The sequence below is a fragment of the Burkholderia sp. Bp9004 genome (assembly GCF_003858025.1).
In the GTDB taxonomy this organism is placed as follows: domain Bacteria; phylum Pseudomonadota; class Gammaproteobacteria; order Burkholderiales; family Burkholderiaceae; genus Burkholderia; species Burkholderia diffusa.
The window spans coordinates 295,774-310,413 of sequence record NZ_QTQD01000004.1; the positions used below are offsets into that span (position 1 = coordinate 295,774).

Annotated in this window: 9 protein-coding genes and 1 pseudogene; 4 read left to right on the forward strand and 6 right to left on the reverse strand. The window is 68.1% G+C overall.

Annotated elements, in window-relative coordinates:
* The first annotated feature begins 418 nt into the window (after positions 1-418).
* Positions 419-1,282 (forward strand): crotonase/enoyl-CoA hydratase family protein, encoded by an 864-nt coding sequence (locus DIE08_RS07370; protein ID WP_124620748.1) that lies wholly within the window; start codon positions 419-421, stop codon positions 1,280-1,282.
* Positions 1,283-1,333: 51 nt separating this feature from the next.
* Here the strand turns inward: DIE08_RS07370 and pdeR are convergent, their stop codons facing one another.
* The 4 genes from pdeR to DIE08_RS07390 all read right to left on the reverse strand — a co-directional run bounded on the left by pdeR (position 1,334) and on the right by DIE08_RS07390 (position 10,055).
* Complete coding sequence (gene pdeR / locus DIE08_RS07375) at positions 1,334-3,337, reverse strand: cyclic di-GMP phosphodiesterase (RefSeq protein ID WP_124901462.1); 2,004 nt, start codon at positions 3,335-3,337, stop codon at positions 1,334-1,336.
* Between the two features lie 679 nt (positions 3,338-4,016).
* Positions 4,017-7,655 carry a hydantoinase B/oxoprolinase family protein gene (locus tag DIE08_RS07380; RefSeq protein ID WP_124901463.1) on the reverse strand — a complete coding sequence of 1,213 codons (3,639 nt, stop codon included), beginning with the start codon at positions 7,653-7,655 and terminating at the stop codon, positions 4,017-4,019.
* A 130-nt stretch (positions 7,656-7,785) separates the two neighbouring features.
* Positions 7,786-9,084: an MFS transporter gene (locus tag DIE08_RS07385; RefSeq protein ID WP_124901464.1), complete on the reverse strand. Its 1,299-nt coding sequence runs from the start codon at positions 9,082-9,084 to the stop codon at positions 7,786-7,788.
* A 197-nt stretch (positions 9,085-9,281) separates the two neighbouring features.
* A complete protein-coding gene (locus DIE08_RS07390) occupies positions 9,282-10,055 on the reverse strand; it encodes a putative hydro-lyase (RefSeq protein ID WP_124901465.1) in 774 nt (257 codons plus the stop codon).
* Positions 10,056-10,257: 202 nt separating this feature from the next.
* On the opposite strand from DIE08_RS07390, the gene DIE08_RS07395 reads away from it, so the two are divergent.
* Both DIE08_RS07395 and DIE08_RS07400 read left to right on the forward strand, forming a co-directional pair.
* The gene (locus DIE08_RS07395; RefSeq protein WP_124901466.1) at positions 10,258-11,190 is read left to right on the forward strand and encodes a LysR family transcriptional regulator; all 933 of its coding nucleotides are present in this window, start codon (positions 10,258-10,260) and stop codon (positions 11,188-11,190) included.
* 141 nt (positions 11,191-11,331) lie between these two features.
* The gene (locus DIE08_RS07400) at positions 11,332-12,198 is read left to right on the forward strand and encodes a hypothetical protein (RefSeq protein ID WP_124901467.1); all 867 of its coding nucleotides are present in this window, start codon (positions 11,332-11,334) and stop codon (positions 12,196-12,198) included.
* A gap of 173 nt (positions 12,199-12,371) precedes the next feature.
* On the opposite strand, the pseudogene DIE08_RS36685 reads toward DIE08_RS07400, so the two are convergent.
* Together DIE08_RS36685 and DIE08_RS07410 are read right to left on the reverse strand one after the other, a co-directional pair.
* Positions 12,372-12,482 (reverse strand): annotated as a pseudogene (locus DIE08_RS36685) (SUMF1/EgtB/PvdO family nonheme iron enzyme); the annotation flags it as partial.
* Complete coding sequence (locus DIE08_RS07410; protein ID WP_124901468.1) at positions 12,479-13,432, reverse strand: LysR family transcriptional regulator; 954 nt, start codon at positions 13,430-13,432, stop codon at positions 12,479-12,481. The pseudogene DIE08_RS36685 and the gene DIE08_RS07410, both read right to left, overlap by 4 nt.
* Before the next feature lie 127 nt (positions 13,433-13,559).
* Here DIE08_RS07410 and DIE08_RS07415 point away from each other — a divergent pair, with 127 nt between their 5' ends.
* Complete coding sequence (locus tag DIE08_RS07415) at positions 13,560-14,579, forward strand: NAD(P)-dependent alcohol dehydrogenase (protein WP_059601157.1); 1,020 nt, start codon at positions 13,560-13,562, stop codon at positions 14,577-14,579.
* The last annotated feature ends 61 nt before the right edge of the window (positions 14,580-14,640 follow it).

Sequence of the window (14,640 nt, forward strand, 5' to 3'; positions counted from 1 at the left end):
ATTCCATGAGACGCGACCGACGGCGCGGCGCCGCTTTCAACGCGTAAGCGACCGGCCTGTCGCGCCGCCCCTCGGCCGCGTAACCGCACCGGCCGACGGCCCGGTCGCGCGAACGCTCACCGCATCGTCACACCGACCACCCTCACCGCCGCGCGCCCCGGACGCCGCGCCCAATCCCGGCCTTCCTCGTCGTCATTTTCCCGCCGAACGATCACATCGATTGCGTCATTCGCATGGCTCGCACGGTTCGCGCCGAACGCGCTGCCCACTCGCGTCCCGTTCATGCGTTGCTCCGCGCAATTCGACATTTGTGCGCGCGCAACAATGGCGGTGCCTCGCGGCCGGCGCCGCCCGGGGGCATGTTTCCACGACGCCGGCCGCGGCGGTTCCTGAAAACCACATCTCACGAGGACATACCATGCAACTCCAATCCCATCCGGCGTGCCGTCCGTTTTACGAAGCCGGCGAACTCACGCAACTGACCGCGTTCTACGAAGAAGGCCGCAACGTCATGTGGATGATGCTGCGATCGGAGCCGCGGCCGTGTTTCAACCAGCAACTCGTCACCGACATCATCCATCTCGCGCGCGTCGCACGCGACTCGGGCCTGCCGTTCGACTTCTGGGTGACGGGCTCGCTCGTCCCCGAGCTGTTCAACGTCGGCGGCGACCTGAGCTTCTTCGTCGACGCGATCCGCAGCGGCCGCCGCGACCAGCTGATGGCCTACGCGCGCTCGTGCATCGACGGCGTGTACGAGATCTACACGGGCTTCGGCACCGGTGCGATCTCGATCGCGATGGTCGAGGGCAGCGCGCTGGGCGGCGGCTTCGAGGCCGCCCTCGCGCACCACTACATGCTCGCGCAGAAGGGCGTGAAACTCGGCTTTCCCGAGATCGCGTTCAACCTGTTCCCGGGCATGGGCGGTTATTCGCTGGTCGCACGGAAGGCGGACCGAGGGGTCGCGGAATCGCTGATCTCGTCCGGCGAGGCGCATGCGGCCGAGTGGTACGAGGATCGCGGGCTGATCGACCAGACGTTCGACGCGGGCGACGCGTATCTCGCTACGCGCACCTTCATCGACGTGATGAAGCCGAAGCTGAACGGCATCCGCGCGATGCTGCGCGCACGCGAGCGCGTGTTCAATCTCACGCGTTCAGAGCTGATGGACATCACCGAGCAATGGGTTCACGCGGCGTTCACGATCGAGCCGAAGGATCTCGCGTACATGGAACGTCTGGTGATGCTGCAGAACCGGCGCGTGTCGAAGCTGCGCACGGTGTGATGTGAGCGAAGCGCCGCCGCGAAAGCGGCGGCGCCCGTCATGCGGTGGAGCTCAGGCGATCAGCCTGAGCTTTCTCGTTTCCGCGAGCCAGGCCTCGAACGCCTGGGCCGGCATCGGCCGCGCGAAGTAGAACCCCTGCGCGTGATCGACGTTGATCTGTTTCAGGAATTCGGCTTCTGCGTGCGTCTCGACACCTTCGGCGACCACCGAGAAACTGAGCGCCTTCGCGAGCGACACGACCGAGCGCACCAGCGCCTGCGAGCGCGGGTTGCGGTCGATGCCCGTGATGAAGGTGCGATCGAGCTTGATCGAATCGAGCGGCAGCCGCGACAACTGCGACAGCGACGAATAGCCGGTGCCGAAATCGTCGAGGTGAATCTCCGCGCCGAGCTGGCGGAACTGCTTCATCAGCTCGTGCGCCGACTCCTCGTCCTCGATGAAGCTGCTTTCGGTGAGCTCGATGTCGACGAGGCTCGGCTTCAGCCCCGCGCCGTCGAGGATCGACGCGAACTGGTCGACGATGTTCATGTCCTGCAACTGCCGCGCCGACACGTTCACCGCGATCCGCACGCCGAGCCCCTTCGCCTTCCACGCGGCGGCCTGCGCGGCCGCGGTGCGCATCACCCAGCGGCCGAGCGGCCCGATCAGCCCCGACTCCTCCGCGAAACGGATGAACTCGATCGGCGCGACGAGCCCGCGATCCGGCGACTGCCAGCGGATCAGCGCCTCGACGCTGTGCACGTCGCCGGTCGCGATGTCGACGACCGGCTGGTAGTGCAGCACGAACTGCTCTTCCTCGAGCGCCTTGCGCAGGTTCGTGTCGAGCCACATGTACTTCGCGACCTTCTGGTTCATCTCCAGCGAGAACACGCGGTACGTATGCTTGCCCTCTTCCTTCGCGACGTACATCGCGGTGTCGGCGCTGCGAATCAGCGTTTCGAGCGAATCGCCATGCTGCGGATACATCGCGATGCCGATCGAGCAGCTCGTGTAGACCTCCACCAGCCCGAGGTGGATCGGCGTACGCAGCCGCTCGAGGATGATCTGCGCGGTCGCCTCGAGCAGCGGCCGCGTGCCGTGCTCGAACAGCACCAGGAATTCGTCGCCGCCGAGCCGCGCGAGCGTCGCGCCGGACGGCAGGCAGCCGCCGATGACCGCGGACACGTCCTGCAGCAGGCGGTCGCCGGTGATGTGTCCGTAGTGGTCGTTGACGCGCTTGAAGTTGTCGAGATCGAGGAACAGGATGCCGACCTGGCCGCGCACGTCGGTGCGGTCCGCGGCCAGCGCGACACGAATGCGCTCGCTGATTGCATGACGGTTCGGCAAGCCGGTCAGCACGTCGGTATTCGCGAGCTCGGTGAGCCGCTGCTGCGCTTTGCGCTCCTCGGTGACATCGATGCCCGAGCAGATCAGATATTGCTCGTCGACACCGCTGCCGCTCTGCACGAACTTGTTGCGGAACTGGAACAGGCGCGGGCCGTTGACCGTGTTGATGTAGCGCTCGACCGCGAACGAGCGGTTGCTCGCGAAAAAGCCGGTGATGTTGCTGCGTGACTGCGCCCCCTGCTCGGGACTCATGAACAGCTCGAACGCGCTGCGGCCGATCACGTCGACCTCGCGCTTGCCCGTCACTTCCTCGCACAGACGATTGAAGCGCTGCACCATGCCGTTGCGGTCGAGGATCACGACGAGCGAATTCACTTCGGACACGACCTGCTCGGCGAACGCGAGCCCGTGCGCGAGGTCGCTCGCGACGGACGCGGTATCGGAATAGGCGGAGGCCGTGCCGGCCCAATTGGCGGTATCGACCTTCCGGCCGACCAGATGGAGGCTGACCGGATCGCCGAACAGCGCGAGTTCGAGCACGAGGTGCGACGTGACGCCGGTCAGCACGCGGATCCGCGCAGCCTGCTCGCCGGTCAGTGCCACCGCGACATTGGTCATGCCGCGAACGGCGGCCAGTTCGAGCGCATTGCTGTCGCTGCCGAGACGCCAGCATGGGCTACGCGTACCGAGATGCGCTTCGAGCACGGCGCTATCGTTTTCGTCATCCATGGACACGCCCCGATCCAGAAAAAACGCACAGTGTAGACGGAGGCGAGCCGGCCGCCACCGTTCCCCGGGCGCGCTGCATGCGTACCCGGCGGGGCAGTCGTGATGACTGTGCCAGCGGCCCTCGTTCCGTACTTGTTTCCAACCAATGCGAACCGGCGTTCGCGCATGTCGCGCGCAGGTTTCCAAGCGAATGATGGAAGCCATCTTATCAAATGACGACAAGGATTGGCACTCACATTTGACACGGGGTGTCAAGGAATCGGCACTCGATTGGCACGCGGGATTTTTCGTGATCGGCGACCGGCGCGCGGGTGCTCGCAGCGGCCCTGAGCGGGGCCGGCGGATCCCTCGGCGCGCCTTGCCAGGCGGGCGTTTGCGGGGAATCGCCATCGCCCGGCAACGATCTGCCCCCAATGGCGTTCTGGCGGGGTCGGATCGCATCGGGCGGCACGCGGAATGGGGAATTTCCATTTCCGTTCATGCGGGAATGCGCGTCATTATTCCCATGACTCGTGCAATAGCGGGCCGATTAGTGCGAGCGACTATATCGCCGCCTCGCGCAGGCACTGCGGCGGCATGTGATGGAACCGGTGCGATTACCCGGCCGCGACGCGCAAAAACCGTCCGGCGGGCGCGCCGCCGCACCGCTTCCGCGCGTTGCATTGCCTCGCCGCGCCGCTCAGCCCGCCGCGCCGTAACCGCCGCCGCCCGGCGTTTCGACGACGAACACGTCACCCGCTGCCATCTGCGCGCGGCCGACGTGCTCGAGCGTCTCGACCGTGCCGTCCGCCCGCTCGATCGTGTTGCGGCCGAGCGCGCCGGCCTCGCCGCCCGCCGCGCCGAACGGTGCGTGGATCCGGTTGTTCGACAGGATCGACGCGGTCATCGGCTCGAGGAAGCGGATCCGCCGCACCGCGCCGTCGCCGCCGCGCCAGCGCCCGCCGCCGCCGGAGCCCGCGCGCAGCCGATGCGAGTCGAGCCGCACCGGGAAGCGCCACTCGAGCACCTCCGGGTCGGTCAGCCGCGAGTTCGTCATGTGCGTCTGCACCGCGCCGACGCCCGCGAAACCGTCGCCCGCGCCGCTGCCGCCGGCGATGGTCTCGTAGTACTGGTAGCGATCGTTGCCGAACGTGAAGTTGTTCATCGTTCCCTGGCTCGATGCGACGCAGCCGAGCGCGCCGTACAGCGCGTTGGTGATCGCCGACGACGTCTCGACGTTGCCCGACACGACCGCCGCCGGATACTCGGGGTTCAGCATCGAGCGAGCCGGCACGATCACCGTCAGCGGCTTCAGGCAGCCGGCGTTCAGCGGGATGTCGTCGCCGACCAGCGTACGGAACACGTACAGCACCGCGGCCATGCAGACGGCCTTCGGCGCGTTGAAGTTGTTGTCGAGCTGCGCGGACGTGCCGGTGAAGTCGATCTCCGCACGGCGCGCCGCGCGATCGACGCGGATCGCGACGTGAATCTCCGCGCCATTGTCGAGCGGATAGCGGTACGCGCCGTCCTGCAGCGCACCGATCACGCGCCGCACCGCCTCCTCCGCGTTGTCCTGTACGTGTCGCATGAACGCGAGCACGACGTCGCGGCCGAACTGCTCGACCATCCGCCGCAGTTCGTCGACGCCCTTCTGGTTCGCCGCGATCTGCGCGCGCAGGTCGGCCATGTTCTGCTCGACGTTGCGCGCCGGATAGCGGCCCGAGGCGAGCAGCGCGCGTGTGTCGGCATCGCGCAGCGCGCCCGCCGACACGAGCTGCCAGTTGTCGATCAGCACGCCCTCCTCGTCGATGTGCGTCGAATCGGGCGGCATCGAGCCCGGCGTGGTGCCGCCGATGTCCGCGTGGTGGCCGCGCGAGCCGACGTAGAACAACGGTGTGTCCGAGCCGTCCGCGAACACCGGCGTGATGACGGTCACGTCCGGCAGATGCGTGCCGCCGTGATACGGGTCGTTCAGCATGAACACGTCGCCGTCGCGCATGCGGCCGCGGTTGCGCTCGATCACCGTGCGGATGCTCTCGCCCATCGAGCCCAGGTGCACGGGCATGTGCGGCGCGTTCGCGATCAGGTTGCCGTCGCCGTCGAAGATCGCGCACGAGAAGTCGAGCCGCTCCTTGATGTTCACCGAATACGCGGTGTTCTGCAGCCGCAGCCCCATCTGCTCGGCGATCGACATGAACAGGTTGTTGAAGATCTCGAGCCGCACCGGGTCGGCGTCGGTGCCGAGCGAGCGGCGCGTCGGCAGCGGCGTCGTGCGCGTCAGCACGAGATTGCCCTGCGCGGTCATCCGCGCGCGCCAGCCGGGTTCGACGACGGTCGTGCCGTTCTTCTCCGCGACGATCGCGGGGCCATCGATCGCGTCGCCGGCGAGCAGCGTGTCGCGCACGTACAGCGCCGCGTCATGCCATTGGCCGCCGGAATAGAAACGCACGGCGCCGTGCGCGTGCGGCGCCGCGCCCTCGTCGCGCGGCACGAGCGGCGCGATCTCGACCGGCGCATCGGAGCGGCCGATCGCCTCGACCGATGCCAGTTCGGCGACCAGCGGCGTGCCGGGCATCAGGAACGCGTAACGCTGCCGGTATGCGGCTTCGAACGCCCGCTGCATCGCCGCGACGCTGCCGGCCGGCACGTCGAGCGCCGAATCGGTGCCCTGATAGCGCAGGTGCACGCGACGCTCGGTCGCGATGCGCTCCGGCGGCACGCCCTGTTCGAGCAGCGCGCCGACGGCTTCGTCGGTCAGCCGGTCGAGCGCGGCATTCAGCGCCGGCAACGATTCATCGGACAGCACGGCCTCCACCGCGCGCTCGCGCATCGCGGTCTGGTCGGCAAGCCCCATCCCGTAGGCGGACAGCACGCCCGCGAGCGGATGTGCGAATACCTGCGTCATCCCGAGCGCGTCGGCCACGCCGCACGCGTGCTGGCCGCCCGCGCCGCCGAACGTCGTCAGCACGTAGCGCGACACGTCGTGGCCGCGCTGCACCGAGATCTTCTTGATCGCGTTCGCCATGCTGCCGATCGCGATTTCCAGGAACCCTTCGGCCAGCGCCTCGGGCGTGTCGCGCCGCCCGGTCGCCGCGTGGATCTCGTCGGCGAGCGCGGCGAATTTCGCGACCACGGCGTCGCGGTCGAGCGGTTCGTCCGCATGCGCGCCGAATACGCGCGGGAAGTGATCGGGCTGGATCTTGCCGAGCATCACGTTGCAGTCGGTCACCGTCAGCGGGCCGCCGCGCCGGTACGCGGCCGGCCCCGGGTTCGCGCCGGCCGATTCGGGCCCGACGCGCAGGCGCGCGCCGTCGAAACCGAGCACCGAGCCGCCGCCGGCCGCGACCGTATGGATGCTCATCATCGGCGCGCGCATCCGCACGCCGGCCACCTGCGTCTCGAACACGCGCTCGAATTCGCCGTTGTAGTGCGACACGTCGGTCGACGTGCCGCCCATGTCGAAGCCGATCACGCGGTCGAAGCCGGCCGCGCGCGCGGCGCGCACCATTCCGACGATGCCGCCGGCCGGGCCGGACAGGATCGCGTCCTTGCCCTGGAACGCATCGGCGCGCGTCAGGCCGCCGCTGCTCTGCATGAACTGCAGGTTCACGCCGGGCATCTCGTGCGCGACCTGCTCGACGTAGCGGCGCAGGATGGGCGACAGGTACGCGTCGACCACGGTCGTGTCGCCGCGCGACACCATCTTCATCAGCGGCGACACCTCGTGCGACACCGACACTTGCGTGAAGCCGATCCGGCGCGCGAGGTCGGCCAGCGCGCGTTCGTGCGCCGTGTAGCGATAGCCGTGGATGAGCACGATGGCCAGTGCCTGCACGCCCGAGTCGAACACGCGGCGCAACGCTGCTTGCGCACCTTGCACGTCGAGCGGCACGACGACGTCGCCGTGCGCGCCGATCCGCTCGTCGATTTCGACGACGGTCTCGTACAGCGCATCGGGCAGCACGATGTCGAGGTCGAACAGGCGCGGGCGGTTCTGGTACGCGATGCGCAGCACGTCGCGAAAGCCGCGCGTCGTCGCGAGCGCAATGCGTTCGCCCTTGCGCTCGAGCAGCGCATTGGTCGCCACCGTCGTGCCCATCTTCACCATGTCGACGCGTTCGGGCGTAATCGGCTCGCCGTCGGCGAGGCCGAGCAGGTGGCGGATGCCGGCCACGGCCGCATCGCGATACTGCTCGGGGTTCTCCGACAGCAGCTTGTGCGTGACGAGCGAGCCGTCGGGCCGGCGCGCGACGATGTCGGTGAAGGTGCCGCCGCGGTCGATCCAGAATTGCCAGCGCGCGGCGTCGGAGGAAACGGGGAAGATGTGTCGATCAGTCATGGCGATGAACTCGATGCGTCGTTGATTCGAAAGACGAGCGCCGCCGCACGGCGCGCGTCGCGCGCCGTGTCACGGTGTCGATCGAGGGGGAAGAAAAACGAAGGGCCGGCGGCCCTGCCGCCGGGGTTGGTCAGGCAGCGTCGAGTTCGCGGCCGCGCGTCTCAGGCAGCGTCAGCGCCGCGACGATCACCACGCCGTACGCGGCGACCGCGAAGATGCCGATGCTCATGCCGAGCCCGTACTGTTTGGACAGCGCGCCGATCAGGAACGGGAACAGTGCGCCGATCGCGCGGCCGACGTTGTAGCAGAAGCCTTGCCCTGAGCCGCGCACGCGAGTCGGGAACAGTTCGGTGAGGAACGCCCCCATCCCGGAGAAGATGCCCGATGCGAAGAAACCGAGCGGGAAGCCGAGCCACAGCATTGACGCGTTGGTCAGGTTCAGCGACGTGTACGAGAACGCGATCACCATCGAGCCGACCGCGAACAGGATGAAGTTCGGCTTGCGGCCGAGGCGGTCGGTCAGGTATGCGCTCGTCAGGTAGCCGACCCACGAGCCGAGGATGATCATCGCGAGATAGCCGCCGGTGCCCATCACGGTCAGGTGCCGCTCGGTCTTGAGGAACGTCGGCAGCCAGGTCGTGATCGCGTAGTAGCCGCCTTGCGCGCCGGTCGTCAGCAGCGCCGCGCGCAGCGTCGTCGACAGCAGCTTCGGCGCGAAGATCTCGGTGAGGCGCGGCGCGCCCGCCACCTTCGCCTGCGTGGCTTTCTCCTTCTCGTAGACGTCGGGCTCCTTCACGTAGCGGCGGATCACGACCACCAGCAGCGCGGGCGCGAGGCCGACGAGGAACAGCGCGCGCCATGCCTGCTCGGCCGGCAGCACCGAAAACAGCAGCGCATACAGCAGCGCGGACAGCCCCCAGCCGATCGCCCAGCCCGACTGCACGAGGCCGACCGCCTTGCCGCGATCGCGCGCGCGGATCACTTCGCCGATCAGCACCGCGCCGGCCGTCCATTCGCCGCCGAAGCCGAAGCCCATCAGCGCGCGCGCCGCGAGCAGCTGGTGGTAGTTCTGCGCGAGCCCGCACAGCGCGGTGAACACCGCGAACCACAGCACCGTCAGCTGCAGCGTGCGCACGCGGCCGATCCGGTCGGACAGGATGCCCGCCATCCAGCCGCCCGCCGCCGACGCGAGCAGCGTCATCGTGCCGATGAAGCCGGCGTCCGCGAGCGAGATGCCCCAGGTCGCGACGAGCGTCGGGATCACGAACGACAGCATCTGCGTGTCCATCCCGTCGAGCATGTAGCCAACCTTGCAGCTCCAGAACGCGCGTCGCTCGCGCGGCTGCGCGTCCGCATACCATCCGAACAGGCCGTTACGCGCGGGGCCCGAGGGGTCGGCGGCGGGCGCCGCGAGGGTCTTGCTTTCCATGGTGAAGCTCCTGTCGAAATGTGCGGTCGAAACCGTGCGTGTCGTGCGTGTCGTGCGTGGTGCGTCGTACGTCGTGCTAGCGATCGCCGGGCTGCGGCTGCGCGCCGCCCTCCGGTCGGGCGGATCGTCTGCGGTCGCGACGCGCCGCCGCGTCGGGGCCAGACCAGCAACCGTGCGGGCCGCCGGCGCCAGCCGGATCAGAACACGGCCAGCGACGCGTTCGTGATGTCCGTCATCAGCATGTAGCCGGGCGTATGCGCGATCGCGAGCGGCAGCTTCGCCTCCATCAGCGCGGTTTGCGGCGTCACGCCGCACGCCCAGAACACCGGCAGTTCGTCGTCGCGCACCGTCACCGCGTCGCCGAAATCGGGGGCGCCGAGATCGGCGATGCCGAGTTCACGCGGATGGCCGATATGGACCGGCGCGCCGTGCACGCCCGGGAACCGGCTCGTGATCTGCACCGCGCGGATCGCGTCGGCGCCGCGCAGCGGGCGCATCGACACGACCAGCTGGCCGCCGAAGATCCCCGCGCGGCGATTCGGAATCGACGTGCGGTACATCGGCACGTTGCGCCCCTCCTCGATGTGGCGCAACCCGATCCCTTCACGCGCCAGCATGTCCTCGAACGAGAACGAACAACCGATCGCGAACACGACGAAATCGTCGCGCCACAGCGCTTCGAGCGATTCGATCCGCTCGGTCAGGCGGCCGTCGCGGTATACGTTGTAGCTCGGCACGTCGGTGCGGATGTCGAGATCCTCGCCGAGCACGTCGAGCCGGAACGCGCCCGGTTCGCCCACGCCCAGCAGCGGGCACGCCTTCGGGTTCGCCTGGCAGAAGCGCAGGAAATCGTGCGCGTACGCGTCCGGCAGGATCGCGAGGTTCGCTTGCGCGAACGGGCCGCACTGGCCGGCCGTCGGGCTGCGGAATGCGCCGTTGCGTACGGACTGGCGGAATTCGGTAGGCGTCATGATGGTCGTTGGCAGATCGATATGTCGTCGGGATGACGGTTGCGTCAGCGATACGGCGAAGAATAGAAAAGAAAAAATTTCGTCGCCAACGAGTTTTTTTGCACCGCGCGTATAGAATTTCTTAACGGATCTCGGGGTTTTCCCCGGTCCCGTTCACTTTTCTTCACCGGCAAGCTGCGCATCCACCGTCCGCCCGATCGCCATGAACACGCGTTTCCTCGAAACCTTCGTCACGCTCGCGAAGCTGCGCAACTTCCGCACGACGGCCGCCGCGCTGCACGCGACACCGGCCGCGATCTCGCAGCGCCTGAAGGCGCTCGAGGACGAATTGCAGACCGTGCTCGTCGATCGCGACAGCCGCGAGTTCCGGCTCACGCCGAACGGCGAATATCTGCTCGGCTATGCGAAGGCCGTCGTCGAGGCCACGCACGAGCTGCAGGCCGCCGCTGCCGGCGAAAGCGCGCTGCGCGGCAAGCTGCGGCTCGGCGTGATCGAGACGGTCGTGCACAGCTGGCTGCCGCATTACCTGCGCCGCCTCGCCGCCGACTATCCGCAGCTGGAGATCGACCTGACCGTCGACGTCAGCGTCGTGCTGCAGCGCCGGCTGATGGCCGGCGAACTCGACCTGATCATTCGCGTGGAAGGCAGCGACGAGGCATCGGTCGTCTGCGACGCGCTCGCGAACTATCCGGTGCGCTGGATCGCGCGCGCGGGGCTGCTGCCGACCACGCGCACGGGCCTCGCACGGCAGGTGCTGCGCCAGCCGATCCTGACCTACGGTCGCGGCACCGCGCCCCACCGCGCGCTCGAGGACATCGTGCGCACGCTGGCGCACGCGCATGGCGTGCCGCTGTCGGAGACGCGCATCACCGGCTCGCCGTCGATCTCGGTGATCGTGCAGCTCGTGCGCGACGGCTACGGCGTGGCGGCAATTCCGGTGCTGTTCGTCGATGCGTTGATCGCCAGCGGCGAGGTCGTCGAGCTACCGCTGCAGCCGTCGCCGCCGTCGATCGTCGTGTCGATGTCGCGGCGGGCGGACGCGCCGAAGTTCGTGCACGGGGCGTCGATCGCGGCGCGGGCTGCCTGTCACGAGTATTGCGAAAAGAGCAACCGGTTGCTGGTCGAGGCGCTTTGAGGTGGTTCGACATCGCCGCGCGAATCGCACACAATCGCACTCGACACTTGTGACACCCGCTTCGCTTTGTGAATGCCGGCATGGCCGTCAGGCATTCATCGTTTCGCACGCCCCTGCACGACAAGAAACAAGAAGGCAGACATGCAGACCCGCACCGCTTCACCTCCTTCCCTGAAACGCGCGCGCATCGTCGTCATCGCCGTGTATGTCGCGTCGCTGCTGCTGCCCGCGTTCGCCGAGCCGCCCAATGGGGCCGGTGCGGTGAGCTGGTGGCACGGCTACACGGTGCTCGCGCTCGGCTGGCTCGGGATGCTCGACCTGCAGTTCGCCTGGCTCGGCAATCCGCTGCTGGTCGCCGCGCTGGTCAAGCCGAACCGGACGGTGTCGGGGCTGCTCGGCGTCGTCGTGGTGCTCGCGCTCGCGTGGCACACGCTGCCGACCGACGCACGGGTCGAAACGATCAGCGATTTCGGATTCGGGTACTACCTGTGGATAGCGGCGATGGTCGGCGCGGCGGCATTGCCGTGGGTCGGTGAGCGCAAGATGAGAGGCGCTGTCGCGGCGGGCGAGGTTTCCGCCGCGGCCGAAAACGGCGCCGCCGATGCGTCGAATGCCGGCACGGTGCCGATCCGCTCGATCGGCAAGCCGGGCGGATGGACCGTCACCGCGACCGACACGCAGATCAGCGCAATCGACCCGCAAGGCGCGATACGCGGAATCGCGCTGTCCGCACTCGGCGCGGTGGCGATCGAGACCAACGACCAGGGGCCGTTCGTGTCCGACGTGTGGTGGATGCTGTTCGACACGCGCAAGCAGCTTGCCTGCGCGTTCCCGCAGGACGCGGAAGGCGCGAAGGCGGCGGTCGACCGGCTGCTCGACCTGCCCGGCATCGATCATCGCAAGGTGATCGACGCGCAGACGTCGGTACAGAACGCGATGTTCCCGATCTGGGAGCGCGCGACGCAGACAGACGCGCCGCGCGACGTCGCCCAGCAACGCGAAAACTGAACGGTGCGTCGTTCACGCGAACGTCCGGTAAGTGTGCCTGCTTCACCTTCGCTTCCAGATGCGCGTGATGCCGAATCAACTGTTGCAGCGCGGCTTCCGATTCCCGGTAGCAAACGTTCTGGATCGGCCCCGCCTCGGTGTTCTCCCATGCCTCCTCGCCGAGGTAGCCGGGTGTCGAGCGATGCGTCGTCGCGACCGGCCTTGCCCGCGCATGCCCATTCGGCTTCGGTCGGCAGGTCGCGGCCGAACCTGTGCGCAAACGCGAGCGCGTGCGTCGTGGCTACGAAGCGTGGACGATGCGCTGCGGCACGTGCTCGCCGTCCGCGTCGTCCGACGCCAGCATGCGCGGGATCTCGTCAACGAGCGCATCGATGACGACGCGCACCTTCATCGGCACGTTGCGCGACGCCGGCCGCACCGCGAACACTTCGGCGCCCGACACGCTGTCGCTGTCCATCACGAGCGCGAGACGGCCGTCGCGCACGTAGGGCGCCATCAGCCAGCACGGCAGCCACGCGAGGCCCGCGCCGGATGCCGCCGCGTCTGCGATCGCCTGCAGGTCGTCGAATCGCAGGCGGCCTGCCGGGCGATGGTCGTGCACCGCGCCGTCCGCGCCGATGATGCGCCACGGCGTCGGCTGCCCGCCGCGCGAATAGGCGATGCCGTCGTGCAGCGCGAGTTCGTCGAGCCTCGACGGCCGGCCATGACGATCGAGATAGGTCGGCGACGCGCAGATGCCCATGCGCTGCACCCCAAGCTTGCGGCCGACCAGCGCGCTCGTGTCGGCCAGCGGGCCGATACGCACCGCGATGTCGAAGCCGTCGTTGAGGAGATCGGCGACGCGATCACTGAACGACACGTCGATTTCAAGCCGCGGATGGCGCTCGATGAGGCGGCGCACGACGGGCGCCACGCATTGCCGGCCGAACAGCACGGGCACGCTGACCCGCACGCGCCCGGTCGGCTCGCGCCGGCCCGCGTCGAGCGCGGCTTCCGTCTCGCCGAGTTCGGCCAGCAACCGCCGACACTGTTCGTAATAGACGAGCCCTTCGTCGGTCAAGCCGATCTGGCGCGTCGTGCGCTGCAAGAGCCGCGCGCCGAGCCGCTGTTCGAGCCGAGCGACGATCTTCGCAACAGCCGAGCGCGTCATGCCGAGGCGCAGCGCCGCCGCCGCGAAGCTGCCCGACTCCACGACGTCGACAAATTCGGCGATGCCTCTCAGCCGCTCGTCCATGCAATTCCGCTCCGTTGGGATGACAGGTTTGTGTCCGCTACGGCGACAATCGTTGGCCGAATTCTCGCCAATGCGTCCCGCTGCGCAACACTATGATAGTCCGGTCCATCTCGAAAAAGGAGTCAACATGCATGCATGGCAAATCAAACCGGGGGACGGCATTGCCGGGCTCCGTCGCGTCGACGCGACGCTTCGCCCGGTCGGGCCGACCGACGTCGTCGTGAAGATCCACTCGGCCGCACTGAACTATCGCGACCTGATGTTCGCGCGCGGCGACTATCTCGGCATCGGCACCGAAGCGCTGATACCCGTCGCCGACGGCGCGGGCGAAGTCGTCGAAACCGGTCGCGACGTCACGCGGTTCAAGCCGGGCGATCGCGTGATCAACACGTATTTCCCGCGCTGGATCGACGGGCCGCCCACGCCGCGGAAGGTCTCGGGGTCACCCGGCTCGCATTTCGACGGCGTGCTCGCGGAACGCTTCGTTTCCGACGAAACCGCGCTCGTCGCGATTCCCGCCCATCTCGACTACGACGAGGCGGCAACGCTGTCGTGCGCGGGCATCACCGCGTGGAATGCGCTGTTCGTCGACGGCGGGCTGGGACCGGGTGCGACGGTCGTGCTGCTCGGCACAGGCGGTGTATCGATCATCGCGCTGCAGCTTGCGCATGCGGCCGGACTGCGCACGATCGTGACCTCGTCGAGCGATGCAAAGCTCGAACGCGCCCGCGCACTCGGTGCGGACGCAACGATCAACTACCGCACGACACCCGAATGGCAGCATGAAGTGCTGCGGCTCACCGACGGTGCGGGCGCGGATCTCGTCATCGAAGTCGGCGGACGCGATACGCTCGCGCGCTCGGTCGCCGCGACGAAAATGGGCGGCATCGTATCGGTCATCGGCGGCCTCAGCAGCTTCGGCGGCCCGGAACTCGGGCTGCTTTCGCTGATCGGCGGCTTCCGGAAGCTGCACGGCTTCATGGTCGGCAGCCGCGCGATGCTCGACGACGTCGTGCGGCTCGTCGACGCAAAACGGATCAAGCCGGTGGTCGATCGCGTGTTCGGTTTCGACGAAGCGCCGCAGGCCTATGCCTGCCTGCAGTCGGGACAGCATTTCGGCAAGGTCGTGATTCGCGTCGCGTCGTGACGGATGAAGGCGGCGCACGCCGCCTTCTCCTCGCCGCACGCTTCGCGCCAGCCGCGCGCGC

Bases quoted from the DNA above. Each gene is read 5' to 3' on its own strand.
- DIE08_RS07370 (WP_124620748.1), top strand. From the start codon at position 419: ATGCAACTCCAATCCCATCCGGCGTGCCGTCCGTTTTACGAAGCCGGC.
- pdeR (WP_124901462.1), bottom strand. From the start codon at position 3,337: ATGGATGACGAAAACGATAGCGCCGTGCTCGAAGCGCATCTCGGTACG.
- DIE08_RS07380 (WP_124901463.1), bottom strand. From the start codon at position 7,655: ATGACTGATCGACACATCTTCCCCGTTTCCTCCGACGCCGCGCGCTGG.
- DIE08_RS07385 (WP_124901464.1), bottom strand. From the start codon at position 9,084: ATGGAAAGCAAGACCCTCGCGGCGCCCGCCGCCGACCCCTCGGGCCCC.
- DIE08_RS07390 (WP_124901465.1), bottom strand. From the start codon at position 10,055: ATGACGCCTACCGAATTCCGCCAGTCCGTACGCAACGGCGCATTCCGC.
- DIE08_RS07395 (WP_124901466.1), top strand. From the start codon at position 10,258: ATGAACACGCGTTTCCTCGAAACCTTCGTCACGCTCGCGAAGCTGCGC.
- DIE08_RS07400 (WP_124901467.1), top strand. From the start codon at position 11,332: ATGCAGACCCGCACCGCTTCACCTCCTTCCCTGAAACGCGCGCGCATC.
- DIE08_RS07410 (WP_124901468.1), bottom strand. From the start codon at position 13,432: ATGGACGAGCGGCTGAGAGGCATCGCCGAATTTGTCGACGTCGTGGAG.
- DIE08_RS07415 (WP_059601157.1), top strand. From the start codon at position 13,560: ATGCATGCATGGCAAATCAAACCGGGGGACGGCATTGCCGGGCTCCGT.